13 protein-coding genes are annotated in these 17,539 nt (G+C 64.4%); 5 read left to right on the top strand and 8 right to left on the bottom strand.

What is annotated here, in order from left to right:
* Window positions 1–10 precede the first annotated feature (10 nt).
* Entirely contained in the window at window positions 11–1,819 is a 1,809-nt protein-coding gene (locus JQ616_RS32215) for a glycoside hydrolase family 15 protein (protein ID WP_212021818.1), read from the top strand.
* Between the two features lie 16 nt (window positions 1,820–1,835).
* On the opposite strand, the gene JQ616_RS32220 is transcribed toward JQ616_RS32215, so the two are convergent.
* From JQ616_RS32220 to JQ616_RS32250, 8 genes are all read right to left on the bottom strand, one after another.
* Window positions 1,836–2,654, bottom strand: a complete 819-nt coding sequence (locus tag JQ616_RS32220; protein WP_212021820.1) for an HAD family hydrolase — start codon at window positions 2,652–2,654, stop codon at window positions 1,836–1,838.
* Complete coding sequence (locus JQ616_RS39500; protein ID WP_249137597.1) at window positions 2,651–3,139, bottom strand: gluconokinase; 489 nt, start codon at window positions 3,137–3,139, stop codon at window positions 2,651–2,653. The genes JQ616_RS32220 and JQ616_RS39500 overlap by 4 nt, the downstream gene beginning before the upstream one ends.
* Window positions 3,140–3,205: 66 nt before the next feature.
* Window positions 3,206–3,958, bottom strand: a complete 753-nt coding sequence (gene pgl / locus JQ616_RS39505) for a 6-phosphogluconolactonase (RefSeq protein ID WP_249137547.1) — start codon at window positions 3,956–3,958, stop codon at window positions 3,206–3,208.
* 1 nt (window position 3,959) lies between these two features.
* Window positions 3,960–5,453 carry a glucose-6-phosphate dehydrogenase gene (zwf, locus tag JQ616_RS32230; RefSeq protein WP_212021822.1) on the bottom strand — a complete coding sequence of 498 codons (1,494 nt, stop codon included), beginning with the start codon at window positions 5,451–5,453 and terminating at the stop codon, window positions 3,960–3,962.
* Between the two features lie 107 nt (window positions 5,454–5,560).
* A complete protein-coding gene (gnd, locus tag JQ616_RS32235) occupies window positions 5,561–6,544 on the bottom strand; it encodes a phosphogluconate dehydrogenase (NAD(+)-dependent, decarboxylating) (RefSeq protein ID WP_212021824.1) in 984 nt (327 codons plus the stop codon).
* Between the two features lie 12 nt (window positions 6,545–6,556).
* Window positions 6,557–9,403, bottom strand: coding sequence for a bifunctional transaldolase/phosoglucose isomerase (locus JQ616_RS32240; RefSeq protein WP_212021826.1), 2,847 nt, complete (start codon window positions 9,401–9,403; stop codon window positions 6,557–6,559).
* 216 nt (window positions 9,404–9,619) lie between these two features.
* The gene (locus JQ616_RS32245; protein ID WP_212021828.1) at window positions 9,620–10,066 is read right to left on the bottom strand and encodes a DsrE family protein; all 447 of its coding nucleotides are present in this window, start codon (window positions 10,064–10,066) and stop codon (window positions 9,620–9,622) included.
* Window positions 10,067–10,106: 40 nt separating this feature from the next.
* Window positions 10,107–10,736: a hypothetical protein gene (locus JQ616_RS32250; RefSeq protein WP_212021830.1), complete on the bottom strand. Its 630-nt coding sequence runs from the start codon at window positions 10,734–10,736 to the stop codon at window positions 10,107–10,109.
* A gap of 521 nt (window positions 10,737–11,257) precedes the next feature.
* On the opposite strand from JQ616_RS32250, the gene JQ616_RS32255 reads away from it, so the two are divergent.
* The 4 genes from JQ616_RS32255 (at window position 11,258) to JQ616_RS32270 (ending at window position 17,538) form a co-directional block, all read left to right on the top strand.
* A complete protein-coding gene (locus JQ616_RS32255; protein WP_016844047.1) occupies window positions 11,258–13,201 on the top strand; it encodes a PrkA family serine protein kinase in 1,944 nt (647 codons plus the stop codon).
* A gap of 104 nt (window positions 13,202–13,305) precedes the next feature.
* Window positions 13,306–14,577, top strand: coding sequence for a YeaH/YhbH family protein (locus JQ616_RS32260; protein WP_212021832.1), 1,272 nt, complete (start codon window positions 13,306–13,308; stop codon window positions 14,575–14,577).
* A gap of 3 nt (window positions 14,578–14,580) precedes the next feature.
* Window positions 14,581–16,125, top strand: coding sequence for a SpoVR family protein (locus JQ616_RS32265; RefSeq protein WP_212022377.1), 1,545 nt, complete (start codon window positions 14,581–14,583; stop codon window positions 16,123–16,125).
* 222 nt (window positions 16,126–16,347) lie between these two features.
* Window positions 16,348–17,538, top strand: coding sequence for an ABC transporter substrate-binding protein (locus JQ616_RS32270; protein WP_212021833.1), 1,191 nt, complete (start codon window positions 16,348–16,350; stop codon window positions 17,536–17,538).
* Window position 17,539 lies beyond the last annotated feature (1 nt).

Raw genomic sequence — 17,539 nt, forward strand, 5'->3', positions numbered from 1 at the left:
AGCACGGCGCGTGGCCTCCCGGATCGAAGATTATGGACTGATTGGCGATTGCGAGACCGCGGCGCTGGTCGGCCGCGATGGCTCGATCGACTGGCTGTGCTGGCCGGCATTCGATTCCGACGCCTGCTTCGCGGCGCTGCTCGGCACGTCGCGGAACGGCCGCTGGCTGCTGGCACCGGCCGATGAGATCAGGCAGGCCTCGCGCCGCTATCGGGACGACACGCTGATCCTGGAGACGCGGTTCGAGACCGCAAGCGGCGTGGTCGATCTGATCGACTTCATGCCGCCGCGCGGCAACGCCTCCGATGTGGTGCGCCTCGTGCGCGGGATCAGCGGCCGCGTCAGGATGCACATGGAGCTCGTGATCCGCTTCGGCTTCGGCGTCGACGTCCCCTGGGTGAAGAAGAACCCGGACGGCGAGGGGCTCCTGGCGATCAGCGGGCAGGACATGACCGTGCTGCGCACGCCGGTCGTGACAACAGGCAAGGACCTGACCACGATCGCCGATTTCGAGGTCGGCGAGGGCGACACCGTGCCGTTCGTCCTGACCTACGGCGCGTCGTTTCAGCCGGTGCCGGAGCCGATCGATCCCGAGACGGCACTGAAGGACACAGAAGACTACTGGAAAGAGTGGTGCGGCCGCTCGACCTATGACGGCGGCGATCTGCGCGGCCTCGTGATGCGCTCGCTGATCACGCTGAAGGCGCTGACCTTCAGGCCGACCGGCGGCATCGTCGCGGCGCCGACCACGTCACTGCCGGAAAAGCTCGGCGGCGCGCGCAACTGGGACTACCGGTTCTGCTGGCTGCGCGACGCCACCTTCACGCTGCTGGCGTTGATGAATTCGGGCTATACCGAGGAAGCGGCGGCCTGGCACAATTGGCTGCTGCGGGCGGCGGCCGGTGCGCCGGCCAACATGCAGATCATGTACGGCATCCTGGGCCAGCGTCGCCTGCTCGAATGGGAAGCCCGATGGCTGCCCGGCTATGAGGGCGCAACGCCGGTCCGCGTCGGCAACGCCGCGCATGCACAGCTGCAACTCGACGTCTATGGCGAGCTGATCGACGCCTTCCATCAGTCCCGCATGGCCAAGCTGAAGCTCGACGAGGAGAACTGGTCGCTGGAATGCACGGTGGTCAATCACCTCGCTGAGGTCTGGGACCAGCCGGACCAGGGTATCTGGGAGCGCCGCGACGCGGCGCGGCACTACGTCTACTCCAAGGTGATGTGTTGGGTCGCCTTCGACCGCGCAATCAAGAGCGCGGAGCGGTTTGGTTTCAAGGCGCCGCTGGTCAAATGGCGGGTGCTGCGTGAGGCGATCCATCGCGACGTCTGCCGACGGGGCTTCGATCCCGATCTCAACAGCTTCGTCGAGAGCTATGGCTCAAAGCTGCTCGACGCCAGCCTGCTGCTGCTGCCGTCGGTCGGCTTCCTGCCGCCGGACGATCCGCGCATCCGCGGCACGATCGCGGCGGTCGAGCGGCATATGATGCGCGACGGCTTCGTGCTGCGGCACGATCCGCGCGAGGTATCGGATGAAATCCAGCCGATCGAGGGCGCGTTCCTGGCCTGTAGCCTGTGGCTCGCCGACGCCCATGTGCTGGCGGGAGATCTCGACAAGGCGCAGACCATGTTCGACCGCGTGGTGGCGGTCGCCAACGATCTCGGACTGCTGGCGGAGGAGTTCGACTCCGGCGCCGGCCGCCAGACCGGCAACTTCCCGCAGGCGCTGACCCATATCGCGCTGATCAACACCGCGCACAATCTCAGCGCCGCGAGGGCCGATGCCGAGAAGCCCGCGGTGCAGCGGTCGACCTGATTTTCCGGAGCGTGCCTTAGCGGCCCGTCGTCAGCACGACGTCCATCGCGCGCGCAAAGCCGTCGTTCTCGTTGGTCTCGGTGACGTGTGTGGCGCGCGCCTTCACGTCATCGCTGGCATTGCCCATCGCGAAGGAGACGCCGCTTCGCGCGAACATCGGCAGGTCGTTCTGCATGTCGCCGATGGTGGCGACATTCTCCAGCGACACGCCGAGGCGTTTCGCGATGCCCTGGACGAAGGTGCCCTTGTCATGACCGGGCGGGGTGACATCGAGATAATAGGTCTGCGAGCGGACCGCGGTTGCATCGTGGCCGACCATCTGCTGCATGTCTGCCTCGCAGCGTTGCAGCAGGGGCGCATCCGAGCTCGCGCCGACGATCTTGCAGGCCTGGTCGAGATAGGGCGCGAAGTCGTCGACGATGGTCGGATCATGCTTGATCGCGCGCTTTTCGTGCCCGTTGTACTCGCCGTCCGGATTTCGGGTCAGCCAGCGGTCGTTGGTGAACAGCCAGATATCGATGCCGCGCTCGCGCAGCAGGTCGATGCAGCGCTTGGCCACGGCCGGCGGGATCAGATGCTGCTCGAGCGGTTTCAATTGCGGATCGACGATCGACGAGCCGTTGAAGGCGCCGATCGGCAGCGTGATCGCAAGCGGCGCGACCAGGAAGCCCATCCCGATGGTCGGCCGGCTGGAGACGATGGTGAAGCCGATACCGGTTTCATGCAGCCTGCGCACCGCCGCCAGGGCGCCGTCGGTCAAGGTCTTGTCCTTGGTGAGCAAGGTGCCGTCGACATCGGACACGACAAGGTCGATACGGGTCGCGATACGGTTCATGGGCGGTCCAGCTTCAGTTGACTGACAATGTCTTCGATGATGGTGTCGACCGAACGGTCGATCGAGACCGTGATCGGGCGTTCGTCCGGCGTCGGCGGCTCCAGCGTCTTGAACTGGCTGGCGAGCAGGCCTGGCGGCATGAAATGGTCCTTGCGCGCGGCCAGCCGGGTCGCGATCAGCTCCTGCGTGCCGTCGAGGAAGACGATGCGGATATCGTCGCGGCCGTGCACCAGGATGTCGCGATAGCTGCGCTTCAGCGCGGAGCAGGCGATCACGGCGCGCTCGCGGACGCCGCAGGTGCGGTCGATCTCATCTGCGATCGCGCGCAGCCAGGGCCAGCGATCCTCGTCGGTCAGCGGCTGGCCGGAATGCATCTTGGCGACATTGCTCGGCGGATGGAAGCTGTCGCCGTCCTCGAAGCGCCAGCCGATCCGGATCGCGAGGCGGTCGGCGATGGTGCTCTTGCCCGAGCCGGAGACGCCCATCACCACCAGTGCGCAGGGGTTTTGCCCGTCACCCAAGAAGTCACCCAAGACAATCACCCAACAAAATCATCCACGAAAATCCTCCGGCAGCGCGGCCTGATCGATCAACCAGACGGTTTCGCCCAGCGATCGCGCGCGGTTTGCCGGCAGGTTCTCGCCTGCGAACAGGCGCGTCAAGATCGCGCGCTTGTTTTCGCCTGATACCTCGAACAGCATCTCGCGGCAGGACGCGAGGGCAGGCAGGGTCAAGGAGACCCGCGGCACGAACGGCTCGACATTGGCCTTGGGCACCCCGACGACCCAGCGCCGGGTTTCCTCGACCGCGGGGTAGCCCGGAAACAGCGAGGCGGTGTGGCCGTCGGGCCCGATGCCCATCAGCACCAGGTCGAACAGCGGTCGCTTCGGATCGAGCTGCTCGGCGCCGTAGAACGCCATCAGCTCGTTCTCGTACAGCGCCGCGCTGACGTCGGGATCCCGGAGATCGGCGGTGTCGGTTGCGATCGGGTGGACATTCGCAGCCGGCGCGCAGCGGTCGAGGAACGCCTGCCGCGCCATGCTCATATTGTGCAGCTTGTCCTTGCGCGGCACCAGGCGCTCGTCGCCGATGAACCAGTCGATGCGGTCCCACGGAATCCGCTGGCGATAGTCCGGCGTCGCCAGCAGCTGGTAGAGTGCCTTCGGGCTGGAGCCGCCGGTGAGGCAGATCGCGATCCGGCCGGGGTTCTCGTCCATCCTTGCGATCACCCGCTCAGCGGCGGTCTTCGCCAGTGCCACCGGATCGGCGACCGTGATGATCTTGCGCTCGCCGCTCGCAGTCATCTTAGCCCAGCTTCCGCCAGCTGCGGCCGTCGCGCGTCAACAGCGCGTTGGCGGCCTCCGGGCCTTCGCTGCCGGCTTTGTAGGGCTGCAGGCCGCGTCCGCCGGCGCTCTTCCAGGCGTCGATGAAGGGCTGCACCGCCGTCCATCCGGCCTCGACGCTGTCGGCGCGCTGGAACAGCAGATTGTCGCCGATCATGCAGTCATAGATCAGCGTCTCGTAGCCGGTCGAAGGCTCGGCCTTGAAGTAGTCCTTGTAGCGGAACTTCATCTCGACGCCGTCGATGTTGATGGCCGGGCCCGGCACCTTGGTGTTGAACTGCAGCTCGATGCCTTCGGTCGGCTCGGTCGAGATCACCAGGTAGTTCTGCGACAGGCGGTCGACCGCGGTATCGCGGAACATCGCAAACGGCGCCTGCTTGAACTTGATCGCGATCTCGGTGCGCTTGGTGGTCAGCGCCTTGCCGGTGCGCAGATAGAACGGCACGCCGGCCCAGCGCCAATTGTCGATGGTCAGTTTCAGCGCGGCATAGGTCTCGGTCGAGCTGTCGGGCCTGACGTCCGGCGTCTTGAGGTAGTCCTCGATCTCGGTGTCGCCGATCCGGCCGGCGCGATACTGGCCGCGCACCGAGTTGGACAGCGCCTCCTGCTCGGTCTGGGTCTGGATCGCGCTCAGCACCTCGGCCTTTTCCGAGCGCACTGCATGGGCGTCGAAGCGCGCCGGCGGCTCCATCGTCACCAGTGACAGCAGCTGGAACAGATGGTTCGGCACCATGTCGCGCAGCGCGCCGGTGGCATCGTAGAAGCTGCCGCGATGGCCGACGCCGATCTTCTCGTCGACGGTGATCTGGATGTGGTCGATGTGGTTGCGATTCCAGATCGGCTCGAACATGCCGTTGGCAAAGCGCAGCACCAAAATGTTCTGCACGGTTTCCTTACCGAGATAATGGTCGATCCGGTAGATTTGGTGCTCGTCCATCAGCTTCAGCAGCGCGGCATTCAGCGCCTTGGCCGAAGGCAGGTCGGTGCCGAACGGCTTTTCGACGATCAGCCGCCGCCAGACGCCGTTCTCCTCCAGCATGCCGGTTCGCCCGAGCTGCTCGCTGATCGGCAGGAAGGCGCTCGGCGGGGTTGCCAGATAGAACAGGCGATTGCCGCCGGTGCCGCGCGCCTTTTCGAGCTTGTCGAGCCGTTCGTTCATCGCATCAAAAGATGCCGGATCGCGCGGATCGGCCTCGATCGCGGTGACGCACTCGAACAGCCGCTTCGCGATCGCCTCGTCCACCGGGCGGGTGGCGAATTTGCGCAGGCCCTGCATCAGGCTGTCGGTCAGCTGCTCGCTCGACATGCCCTTGCGGACAACGCCGACGACGCAGAACTTTTCCGGCAGCAGATTTCCGGCGGCGAGATTGTAGAGCGCCGGGACGACCAGCCGGTGCGTCAGATCACCGGTGGCGCCGAAGATGATGAAGGAGCAAGGGTCGGGTTTCTTCTGCACGTGACCTTCCGCGGTTGTCTTCTAGTGCCACGTTCCGATTGAATCGGACCGTGGCTCCAGATTCTTGTTTTGACGCGTTTTCTTCACGCGAACCGGTCGAAAACGCTCTAAGCCTTCTTCGGCGGCTCCTTGTGGCCGCCAAAGCCTGCGCGCATCGCCGAAAGGATCTTCTCGGCGAAGGTGTGATCCTTGCGCGAGCGGAAGCGCGTGTAGAGCGCGGCCGTCAGCACCTCGGCCGGCACCGCCTCGTCGACCGCGGCGTTGACAGTCCAGCGGCCTTCGCCGGAATCCTCGACAAAGCCGGAGTAATTGTCGAGCGTGTGGTTCTGCGCCAGCGCCGACGCAGTGAGGTCGAGCAGCCAGGACGGGATCACGCTGCCGCGGCGCCAGACTTCGGCGATATCGGCGATGTCGAGATCGAAGCGGTGGTCCTGCGGCAGTGCCTCGATATTGGCGTTCTTCAGGATGTCGAAGCCTTCGGCATAGGCCTGCATCAGGCCGTATTCGATGCCGTTGTGGATCATCTTGACGAAATGCCCGGCGCCGATTGGACCGGCGTGGATGTAGCCCTGTTCGATGCGGGGATCGCGGCCGTCGCGACCCTGCGTGCGCGGGATGTCGCCGATCCCAGGGGCGAGCGTCTTGAAGATCGGGTCGAGCCGGTCGACCACGCCCTTGTCGCCGCCGATCATCATGCAGTAGCCGCGCTCGATACCCCAGATGCCGCCGCTGGTGCCGACATCGACGTAATGCAGCCCGCGCTCCCTGAGCGCCTTGCCGCGGCGGACGTCGTCCTGCCAGAAGGTGTTGCCGCCGTCGATGATGACGTCGCCGGGCTGCATCAGCTTCGAGAGCGCCTCGATGGTGGCTTCGGTGATCTTGCCGGCCGGCAGCATCACCCAGGCGGTGCGCGGCGCTTCCAGCTTGAGCACGAAATCCTCCAGCGACGTGGCGCCGGTGGCATTGTCCGCGACCAGCGTCGCGACCGCCTTCGGGTCCTTGTCGTAGACGACGGTGGTGTGGCCGTTGCTCATCAGGCGGCGGACGATGTTGCCGCCCATCCGCCCGAGGCCGATCATGCCGAGTTGCATCCTGGGCCTCCGTCAGTTCAGTGCAGCCGAGATCGCGGCATCGAGCGCCGCGAGCCCGGAGGTGAGGTCACCCTTGAGGTGCACGCGCAACGCCCGCCGGCCGCGCTCGGTGAGCACGTCGAAATCGCCGCGCGCCTGCGCCGCCTTGATCACGCCGAAGCTCGCCTTCTGGCCGGGCACCGGCAGATCCTGGGCATCGTCGGTCGTGACCTGGAGGAATACGCCGCTGTCGGGCCCACCCTTGTAGGCCTGTCCGGTCGAGTGCAGGAAGCGCGGGCCGAACTCGGCGCAGGTCGCAAGATGCTTGGCGTCGCGGACCTTCAGCCGCATCGCCTGCATGGCGTCGATGGTGTCGCCGTCGCGCTCGATATAAGCGAGCAGGGCGACATAGTCGCCGCGGCCGGACCGCGAGAGGTGCGCCTTGATCCAGGAATTGAGATCGCCATTGGCGCCGGCCTTGCGCAGCTCCTCGGCGTTCTGGGCGTCGGTGTAGAGCTCGACGTCGGCGGCCGACACCACCGGCTGCTCGGCCGGCAGCGACCCGGTCTTCTCGAACGCCGCAGTCAGCTCGCGGGTCTTGATCTTGGCCGCCTCGACATCGGGCTGGTTGAACGGATTGATGCCGAGGATCGAGCCGGCCACCGCGGTTGCGATCTCGAAGCGGAAGAACTCCTGACCGATATGGTCGATTCCCTTCATCACGATCCGGACCACGGGGTGGCCGGCCGCCTCGAGCGCGGCGAGCTTCGCCTCATGCGCGGTGTCGTTCTCGCTTTCGGTGCGGAGGTCGATGAAGAAGCGGTCGTTGCCATAGACGCCGGGATCGCCGACCGTCTCGCCCTCGATCGGGATCAGGCCCTTGCCGTCCTTGCCGGTCGATTCCGCGATCAGCTGCTCGGCCCAGGCGCCGAAATCGGCAACATCAGGCGAGGCGAAGATCGTCACCTTGTCGCGGCCTTCCAGCCCGGCGATGCCCATCGCCAGACCGAGCTGGACGCCCGGGTTCTCCGCCGGCGGCACGTCGGCGCCGCAGGAGCGCACCATCGCGAGCGTGTGGCCGAGCAGGCTGCGGAGGTCGATGCCTGCCGCGGCTGCCGGCACCAGGCCGAACGGCGACAGCACGGAATAGCGGCCGCCGATCGCGGGGTCGCCGTAGAAGATGCGGGCAAAGCCCTGCTTGATCGCGACCTTCTGCAGCGACGAGCCCGGATCGGTCACCGCGATGAAGCGATGGCCTGCCTTGTCCTTGCCGATCGCCTTGGCCACCCGGTCGAAGAAATAGTCCTTCATCACGTTCGGCTCGGTGGTGCCGCCGGACTTGGAGGAGACGATGAACAGCGTCTTGGCGATATCGACATACTCCTCCATCGCGCGCACCTGCGCCGGGTCGGTGGAGTCGAGCACGTGCAGCCGCGGGAAGCCGGACTTGTGCGGGAAGGTCTGGGCCAGCACCTCCGGCCCGAGGCTCGATCCGCCCATCCCGAGCACGACGGCGTCGGTGAAGTTCTGTCCCTTCACGCGCCTGGCGAAATCTTCGTAGTCGGCGACGTCGGCCGAGGCGGCGCTGGTCAGCCAGCCCAGCCATTTGTCCTCGTCATCGCCAGTCCAGACCGACTTGTCCTTGTGCCAGAGCCTTCGGATCTTGGCGGAGGTGCGCCATTCCTCGGTGCTCTTCTCGACCGCCTTCGAGATGCCGGCGCCGAGCGCGAGCTTCTGGTGGTCGATGCCGCCGCCGAGCGAGGTAGCGCGCTTGTGGGCGACCGCGCCGTACAGCTTGTCGGCCGCGTCCGCGAACAGCTTGACGCCGTCCTTGACCAGCTCCTCGGTGATCGCATCGAGCGAGATGCCGGACTTCTCCAGCTCCTCCAGCACGTGGCGGGCGTCCGCGACATTCTCCTCGAGGCTGTCGCGGACCTTGCCGTGGTCGCGGAAGGCATCGAGCGTCGCCGGCGGCACGGTGTTGACGGTATCGGGGCCGATCAGCTCCTCGACATAGAGCACGTCGCTGTAGTCCTTGTTCTTGGTGCCGGTCGACGCCCACAACAGCCGCTGCGGCTTGGCGCCCTTGGCGGTGAGCTTGTCCCAGCGCGGGCCCGAGAACAGGCGCTTGTAGTCCTGGTAGGCAAGCTTGGCATTCGCGATCGCGACCTTGCCCTTCAAGGCCGCAAGCCGCTCCTTTTCGTGCGGATCGTTGGCCTTTGCGATCTTCTCGTCGAGCTGCTTGTCGACGGCAGAGTCGATGCGGCTGACGAAGAAGCTGGCGACGCTCGCGACATGGGAGGGATCGCCGCCCTTGGCGACGTATTTCTCCAGACCCCGGAGATAGGCCTCGGCGACCTGGCGATAGACCTCCTGCGAGAACAGCAGCGTGATGTTGATGCTGATGCCTTCGCCGATCAGATGTTCGATCGCCGGCAATCCTTCCGGCGTCGCCGGCACCTTGACCATCAGGTTCTTGCGGTGGACGTCCTTCCAGAGCCGCTCGGCCTCGGCGATCGTGCCCTTGGTGTCCATGGCCAGATAGGGCGACACTTCGAGGCTGACGAAGCCGTCGCCGCCGTCGCTGTGGTCATAGACCGGGCGCAGCACGTCGGCGGCATGCTGGATATCCACGACGGCAAGATGCTCGAACAGGTCGGCGACCGAGCGGTCGCCCTTCTTGAGGGCCTGGCCGATCGCCCCGTCATACTCGTCCGAACTGCCGATCGCCTTCTCGAAGATCGACGGGTTGGACGTCACGCCTTTGACGCCGTCGGTCTCGATCAGCCGCTTCAGGTCGCCCTTGGCGACGAAGCCGCGGGCGAGGAAGTCCAGCCAGACGGCCTGGCGGTGATTTTCGAGTGCTTTGACGGGGTTCATGGATGCCTGTTCTCGTTCGATCGAGGGTCGATTTTTGGGTTCCCCGGCAGCTTTCGGGGGCGGAGGGGGATTGTCAACATGGCTGGCGGCCCGGGCGGAATATCAGCATTCCCAAGGGATAACGCCACTCACAACAGTTCGATCCCCTCGGACGCGGTCCGAGCAGACCCCGAACTCAGCACATTTTTATGACGCGTTGCGGTGCGCGACCGAACGTCAGGGACGCAGGTAGAGGTAGCCCTGGGATTGCAGCTCGGCGAGGCGGACCACGCCGCCGCGCTCGGCGGAGACGAAGCCCGGGAGCAGGTCGGCGAGGGTGATGTTCTGCGATTTCATGGTGTTGCCGCAGGCGGCGAGCTCGATGCCATCCCGGGTGAACTGTCCGACCCGCTTGGACAGGTCGGGGTTGGCGCCGGACGCATGAAACGCCTTTAGCGCCTGGCCGTGGACCACCAGCGCGATCGTCACGTTGCCGGGGCCGCCGACGCCGTCGAGATGGTTCTGGATATTGCCGATCACGAAGCTGACCTTGTCGAGGTCGACGAGGTGGTAGACCACCTTCAGCTTCTGCGGCGCTGCCTCGGTGGCAGCCTGCGCCCGCGACGCCGCGAAGGCGGCACTGAGCGCTGAGAGCGTGCCCCACAGGATGCTGCGTCGGTGCATGGCGTCCCTCGCGCAATTGTTGTTGATCTGATCAAGTCTATCACTTGTGGCGAAGCGCGGCGAGTTCCTTGCGGTCAGTCACAAGTTCGGCGCATTCGCTCACGTCCGCGCGATCGACGCGAAACATCTTGTCGTCGGCGCCCGCGACCAGCGCTTCTTCCGCGTCATCGTCGGGCTTGTTGCGATTCCACATCCGGATACTGGCGAGGCGTGCGATCGCGGATTTATCGTCCTTCGACAAGGCCACGCTGATACCGCCGCCTTCGCAATCCACGCCGCATTCGAAGTGTATGTCCTGTTCGGATTCGGTCGCGATTGCGTGATTGCAGTAGCCGCTGGAGTCGAAATTGCCGGAGCGGTGGCGGTAGGTGACGCCGAGCCGGAATGAATAGTTGGTGGTCTTGTCCTCCGGTGCATCTTCGGCCGACACCAGAAGCTTCATCGTCCTGACCTTCTGCTTCGGATGCTGGGCGAGATGATTTGCATCGTATCGCCGCACGAAGCAGGCATAGGCTTTCGCGCCGGGCGGGCCTGCGAACATCCTGTTGTCGAAGGCGGCTGCCAGGCCCTTGTCGACCGTCTTGTCGACTCCTTCCTGTGCCTGGACGGCTGACGACGCGCCGGCACAGGCGGCGGCTGCGAGTGCGACAACAAGGAAAGTGGGCTTCATGACCGGCCTCGGGAATAGCCTGCGCCTCCAAGGTGTCATCTCTACAGCGCGGCAATGGTGCCGCGCGGAACTGCGCGGGCTCGTTGCCTTAGTCGCGGCGACAAGGAGGCGCGTTCAAGGGCACATAAACCTTTGTTTGTGGAGTCCGTGAAATGCGCATCTTGACGCCACGGCGAGACAGCCACACCTTTTCAGGGAAGCCCAACGTTCATTTTCGGACGGGGAAGTTGCCCCGCTCGGATGTCCGCTTCGGAAGCCTGTTCGGAGGCTTGGGCCCCGTTAAACCACGGATGTGGCGGAGGGGTTACAACCGTTAAAAACAGGCTACCAACGGGGGATATTGATGAACCATTAAGCTTCCTGCCTGTTGATAAGGCAGAGGCTGCACGCGCCGTGCATTGCCGAAGTGAGTCGGTCGAGTGTCCAATGGACCCAGCGTGCCGACGCTGATTCGATCCTAGGATGCTCTTGTTGCGACTCGTGTCAGTCGTGCGGCGATACATATCGTGGAGAGAGGGATCATGTACAACGATTCTTTGTTCAACGCCTTCGCAAGGTCGTTTGAAGCGCGAAGCCAGACCGACATGTCGATGGCCGAGTATTTGGAGTCGTGTCGAAGTGATCCGATGCGATACGCCAATGCGGCCGAGCGGTTATTAGCGGCAATCGGTGAGCCCCAGATGATCGACACGGCCAAGGACCCACGCCTTGGCCGTATCTTTTTGAACCGTACGATACGGTCGTATCCAGCCTTCGCCGGCTTCTACGGCATGGAAGACACGATCGAGCGCCTCGTCGGCTTCTTCCGCCACGCTGCGCAGGGCCTCGAAGAGCGCAAGCAGATCCTCTATTTGCTCGGACCGGTCGGCGGCGGCAAGTCGTCGCTCGCCGAGCGTATCAAGGCGCTGATGGAGATACACCCGATCTACGTGCTGAAGGCGGGTGACGAGCTGTCGCCGGTGTTCGAGAGCCCGCTCGGGCTGTTCGATCCCGAGCAGCTCGGGCCGATGATCGAGGAGAAGTACGGCATTCCGCGCCGCCGGCTGAGCGGGCTGATGTCGCCCTGGGCCTACAAGCGGCTCGAGGCCTTCGGCGGCGACATCTCGCAATTCCGCGTCGCGCGCATCCAGCCCTCCCGGCTGCGCCAGATCGCGGTCGCCAAGACCGAGCCCGGTGACGAGAACAACCAGGACATCTCCTCGCTGGTCGGCAAGGTCGACATCCGCAAGCTCGAAACCTACGCCCAGAACGATCCCGACGCCTACAGCTACTCCGGCGGCCTCAACCGCGCCAACCAGGGCGTGCTCGAGTTCGTCGAAATGTTCAAGGCGCCGATCAAGATGCTGCACCCGCTGCTGACCGCGACGCAGGAGGGCAACTACATCGGCACCGAGAACATCGGTGCGATCCCGTTCACCGGCATCATCCTCGCGCACTCCAACGAAGCCGAGTGGCAGAGCTTCAAGACCAACAAGAACAACGAGGCCTTCATCGACCGCATCTGCGTCATCAAGGTCCCGTACTGCCTGCGGGTCACCGAGGAGCAGAAGATCTACGAGAAGCTGATCCAGAGCTCCGAGCTTGCCGCCGCGCCGTGCGCGCCGGCCACGCTGGAAACGCTGGCCCGCTTCTCGGTGATGTCGCGGCTGCGCAAGCACGAGAACTCGACGCTGTTCGGCAAGATGCGGGTCTATGACGGCGAGAGCCTGAAGGAATCCGATCCGAAGGCGCGCAGCGTGCAGGAGTACAAGGACGCTGCCGGCGTCGACGAGGGCATGGACGGCGTCTCCACCCGCTTTGCCTTCAAGGTGCTGGCCTCGACCTTCAACCACGACACCACAGAAGTCGGCGCCGACGCGGTGCACCTGATGTATGTGCTGGAGATGGCGATCCGCCGCGAGCAGCTGCCTGACGAGACCGAGAAGCGCTATCTCGAATTCATCAAGGCCGATCTCGCGCCGCGCTATGCCGAGTTCATCGGCAACGAGATCCAGAAGGCCTATCTGGAATCCTACGCCGACTACGGCCAGAACCTGTTCGACCGCTATGTCGACTACGCCGACGCCTGGATCGAGGATCAGGATTTCAAGGATCCCGACACCGGCCAGCTGATGAACCGGGAACTGCTGAACCAGGAGCTGACCAAGATCGAGAAGCCGGCCGGCATCGCCAACCCGAAGGACTTCCGCAACGAGGTTGTCAAGTTCTCGCTGCGTTCGCGGGCGCACAATGGCGGCAAGAATCCGAGCTGGACCTCCTACGAAAAGGTTCGCGACGTGATCGAGAAGCGGATATTCTCGCAGGTCGAGGACCTGCTTCCGGTGATCTCGTTCGGCTCCAAGAAGGACGGCGAGACCGAGAAGAAGCACGGCGAGTTCGTCGAGCGGATGGTGGAGCGCGGCTATACCGAGCGCCAGGTCCGCCGGCTCGTCGAGTGGTATATGCGGGTGAAGCAGGCCGGCTGATGCACGATCCGGGAAAGCCGGTGACAACCGGCTTTCCGTTCCGTCCAAGCAAGAATGCGATGCGACTCTGATCGCATCCGGCGCGAGGCAGATGCAAAGTGGTCATGCACATCGTCGATCGGCGGTTGAATCCGGGTAGCAAGAGCCTGGAGAACCGCCAGCGCTTCCTGCGGCGCGCCAAGGCGCTGGTGCAGGGGGCCGTCAAGAAGTCGTCACAGGATCGGGACATCAAGGATGTCCTGGAGGGCGGCGAGGTGACTATCCCGCTGGACGGCATGGATGAGCCGCGGTTCCGGCGCGAAGGCGGCACCCGTGACATGGTGCTGCCCGGCAACAAGAAGTTCGTCGAGGGCGACTGGCTGCAGCGCCCGAACCAGAGCGGCGCCAAGGGCTCCGGCGCGGGCGAGGGCGACAGCGAGGACGCTTTCCGCTTCGTGCTCAGCCGCGAGGAATTCGTCGACCTTTTCCTCGACGACCTCGAATTGCCCGACCTCGCCAAGCGCAAGCTTGCGGAAACCGAGAGCGAGGGCATCCAGCGCGCCGGTTATGCGACTTCGGGCTCGCCCGCCAACATCTCGATCAGCCGCACGGTGAGCCGGGCGTTGGCGCGCCGCGTGGCGCTGCGCCGGCCGCGCAAGGACGAGATCGAGGCGCTCGAGGCCGAGCTTGCCGAGTGCGAAGACGAGACGCGCCGCCGCGAGCTGCTTACGCTGCTCGAAGCGCTGAAGGCCAAGGCCAAGCGGATTCCGTTCATCGATCCGATCGACATCCGCTACCGCCGTTTCGAGACGGTGCCGAAGCCGGTGGCGCAGGCCGTGATGTTCTGCCTGATGGACGTCTCGGGCTCGATGTCCGAGCACATGAAGGACCTCGCGAAGCGGTTCTACATGCTGCTCTACGTGTTCCTGAAGCGGCGCTACAAGCATGTCGAGATCGTGTTCATCCGGCACACCGACCGCGCCGAGGAGGTGGACGAGGATACGTTCTTCCATGGACCGGCCTCCGGCGGCACGCTGGTGTCGAGCGCGCTGGTCGCGATGAACGACATCGTCCGCACCCGCTTCCGTCCCGCCGACTGGAACATCTACGCGGCGCAGGCCTCGGACGGCGACAACATGACCTCCGACAGCGGGATGACGGGTCATCTCCTGACCGACAAGATCCTGCCGGTCTGCCAGTTCTTTGCCTATCTCGAGGTCGGCGAGGCCGCCAACTACACCTTCGACATGCCGGATTCCTCGCTCTGGACGCTCTACGAGCGTCTGCGCAACGAAGGCGCGCCGCTGTCGATGCGCAAGGTGAGCGAGCGTGGCGAGATCTTCCCGGTGTTTCAGGACCTGTTCAAGCGCCGCACCACCAGTCAGGAAAGGGTTTAGTTGATGGGGTCTTCCGGCGAACGGCTGTTCGAGGGCGCCGACTGGGATTTCCAGACGCTGCAGCGGATTCACGATGCCTGCGAGAAGATCGCGCGCACCGAGCTCGGGCTTGACGTCTATCCGAACCAGATCGAGGTGATCACCGCCGAGCAGATGCTCGACGCCTATTCCTCGGTCGGCATGCCGCTGTTCTACAAGCACTGGTCGTTCGGCAAGCAGTTCGCGTTCCAGGAAGCCTCCTATCGCAAGGGCCTGATGGGTCTCGCCTATGAGATCGTGATCAATTCCTCGCCCTGCATCTCCTATCTGATGGAAGAGAACACGGCGACGATGCAGACGCTGGTGATTGCGCACGCAGCGTTCGGGCACAATCACTTCTTCAAGAACAACTATCTGTTCAAGCAGTGGACCGATGCCGACGGCATCCTCGACTATCTCGAATTCGCCAAGGGCTACATTGCGGCCTGCGAGGACCGCCATGGCCGCGAGACGGTGGAGCGGACGCTCGATGCCGCGCACGCGCTGATGTCGCATGGCGTCGATCGCTATCCCGGCAAGAAGACGCTCGACCTGCGTGCCGAGGAGAAGCGCGCCGGCGAGCGCCGGCAGCACGAGGAAGCCGTGTTCAACGATCTGTGGCGGACGGTGCCGAACACCAAGGCCAAGAGCAAGGCTGCGCTCACCGCCGAGCGGCGCCGCGCGCTGCTCGGCCTGCCGCAGGAGAACATTCTCTATTTCCTCGAGAAGACCGCGCCGCGCCTGCAGGGCTGGCAGCGCGAGCTGATCCGCATCGTGCGCCACATCGCGCAGTACTTCTACCCGCAGGGCCAGACCAAGGTGATGAACGAGGGCACTGCAACCTACACCCACTACCGCATCATGAGCCGGCTGCATCAGCAGGGCCAGATCACCGACGGCAATTTCCTCGAATTCCTGCAGTCGCACACCAATGTGGTGTTCCAGCCCGAGTTCGACGACCGCCGCTATTCCGGCTTCAATCCCTACGCGCTCGGCTTCGCCATGATGCAGGACATCGAGCGGATCGTGAAGAATCCGGAAGACGAGGACCGCGACTGGTTCCCCGACATTGCCGGCAAGGGCGACGTCGAAGGCGTGTTGCGCGAGATCTGGAGCAACTACCGCGACGAGAGCTTCATCAACCAGTTCCTGAGCCCGGCGCTGATCCGGCGCTTCCGCATGTTCCATCTGCACGACGACCCTGCCGAAAGCCAGGGGATCAAGGTCGATGCGATCCATGACGAGCGTGGCTACCGCCGGGTCCGCCGCGAGCTGGCGCGGCAATACGATGTCGGCTTCGTCGACGCCAATATCGAGGTCATCGACGTCGATCTCGACGGTGATCGTCGCCTGATGCTGCGTCACACCACCGTGAAGGGCGCCCAGCTCAACGAGACCGACACGCGTCGCGTGCTGCAACATCTCGCCGATCTCTGGACCTACGACGTCGCGCTGACCGAAGTCGACGGCACCGACAAGGTGCTGAAGGAATATGTCGTCAGCCCGCGTGCGGCGGCGGTCGCGGCTTGAGGAAGTCGCGCTCGCGGAGATGAGCGCGGCGCGGACCGCCGCGCGGAATGCGCGTGTCGTTCGGCGAACCTCTCGGCACATCTGCGAGTTTTGAAGCTGCATCACCGCGGAAACGCGATTGCAGGCATGCGGAAATAGCGCGGAGACTCTCTTGGTGATTGCCTGCGCGGGCACGATGGATAATGTGCGCCGCGTCAAGAAAACCAAGAAAAGGATACGCTCTTGTCAACTCGCTCCCGCCTGGCGGGCCTGCTCGCCTTCACCGCGCTCACGGCCTGGTCGATCTCGCCATCCATCGCAGCCGAAGGCGCGATCAAAATCGGAAACACCGCGCCTTACAGCGGTCCGGCATCGGCCTACGGCACCATCGCGCGCGCCGAAGCCGCGTATTTCCAAATGCTCAACGATCAGGGTGGCATCAACGGCCGCAAGATCGACTTCGAGAGTCTCGACGACGCCTATTCGCCGTCGAAGACCGTCGAGCAGACCCGCAAGCTGGTCGAGCAGGACGAGGTGCTCGCGGTCTTCAGCGCGGTAGGCACCGCGCCCAATATCTCGGTTCAGAAGTATCTCAACATCAAGCACGTGCCGCAGCTGTTCGTGTCGTCAGGCGCGACGCGCTGGAACGATCCGAAGCAGTTCCCGTGGACCGTCGGCTTCAATCCGACCTACGAGCTCGAAGGCCGGCTCTATGCGAAGTACATCCTGAAGACCAAGCCGGACGCGAAGATCGCGGTGATCACGCCGAACGAAGACGCCGGCAAGGACTATCTCAGGGGTTTCAAGGACGGGCTCGGCGAGCACGTCGGCCAGATCGTCGCCGAGACCACGTATCTCACGACTGACCCGACCATCGATTCCCAGATGGTGACGATGCGGGAGTCCGGCGCCGACGTGTTCTTCGCCGAAGCGACACCGAAATTCGCGGCGCAAGCGCTGCGCAAGGCGGCGAGCATGGGCTGGAAGCCGCTGACGATCCTGCCGACCGTCTCCAACTCGGTCTCCGCGGTGCTCGAGCCGGCGGGGCTCGAGAACGTGATCGGCGTCGTGACCGGGCTCTACTTGAAGGATCCGACCGATCCGCGCTGGGCCGACGATCCCGCGCAGAAGGAGTTTGCAGCCTGGATGAAGAAGTATCAGCCGAACGCGAGCGCTGGCGACCTCTTTAACGTGCAGGGTTACACTGTCGCGCAGGTCATGGCGGCGGTGCTGAAGAACTGCAACGGCGACTACAGCCGCGACAACATCATCAAACAGGCGACCAATCTGAAGGCGCTCGAACTGCCGATGTTGCTGCCGGGCATCAAGGTACAGACCGAGCCCGACAATGTGACGCCGATCCGCCAGATCCAGATGGCGCGGTTCGACGGCAAATCCTGGGCGTTATTCGGCGACGTGCTGAGCGACAAGTAGC

The organism is Bradyrhizobium tropiciagri, assembly GCF_018130545.1.
In the GTDB taxonomy this organism is placed as follows: domain Bacteria; phylum Pseudomonadota; class Alphaproteobacteria; order Rhizobiales; family Xanthobacteraceae; genus Bradyrhizobium; species Bradyrhizobium tropiciagri_A.

Bases quoted from the DNA above. Each gene is read 5' to 3' on its own strand.
- gnd (WP_212021824.1), bottom strand. From the start codon at position 6,544: ATGCAACTCGGCATGATCGGCCTCGGGCGGATGGGCGGCAACATCGTC.
- JQ616_RS32250 (WP_212021830.1), bottom strand. From the start codon at position 10,736: ATGAAGCCCACTTTCCTTGTTGTCGCACTCGCAGCCGCCGCCTGTGCC.
- JQ616_RS39500 (WP_249137597.1), bottom strand. From the start codon at position 3,139: ATGGGCGTCTCCGGCTCGGGCAAGAGCACCATCGCCGACCGCCTCGCG.
- JQ616_RS32260 (WP_212021832.1), top strand. From the start codon at position 13,306: ATGCACATCGTCGATCGGCGGTTGAATCCGGGTAGCAAGAGCCTGGAG.
- JQ616_RS32240 (WP_212021826.1), bottom strand. From the start codon at position 9,403: ATGAACCCCGTCAAAGCACTCGAAAATCACCGCCAGGCCGTCTGGCTG.
- JQ616_RS32265 (WP_212022377.1), top strand. From the start codon at position 14,581: ATGGGGTCTTCCGGCGAACGGCTGTTCGAGGGCGCCGACTGGGATTTC.
- JQ616_RS32245 (WP_212021828.1), bottom strand. From the start codon at position 10,066: ATGCACCGACGCAGCATCCTGTGGGGCACGCTCTCAGCGCTCAGTGCC.
- JQ616_RS32255 (WP_016844047.1), top strand. From the start codon at position 11,258: ATGTACAACGATTCTTTGTTCAACGCCTTCGCAAGGTCGTTTGAAGCG.
- JQ616_RS32220 (WP_212021820.1), bottom strand. From the start codon at position 2,654: ATGAACCGTATCGCGACCCGTATCGACCTTGTCGTGTCCGATGTCGAC.
- pgl (WP_249137547.1), bottom strand. From the start codon at position 3,958: ATGACTGCGAGCGGCGAGCGCAAGATCATCACGGTCGCCGATCCGGTG.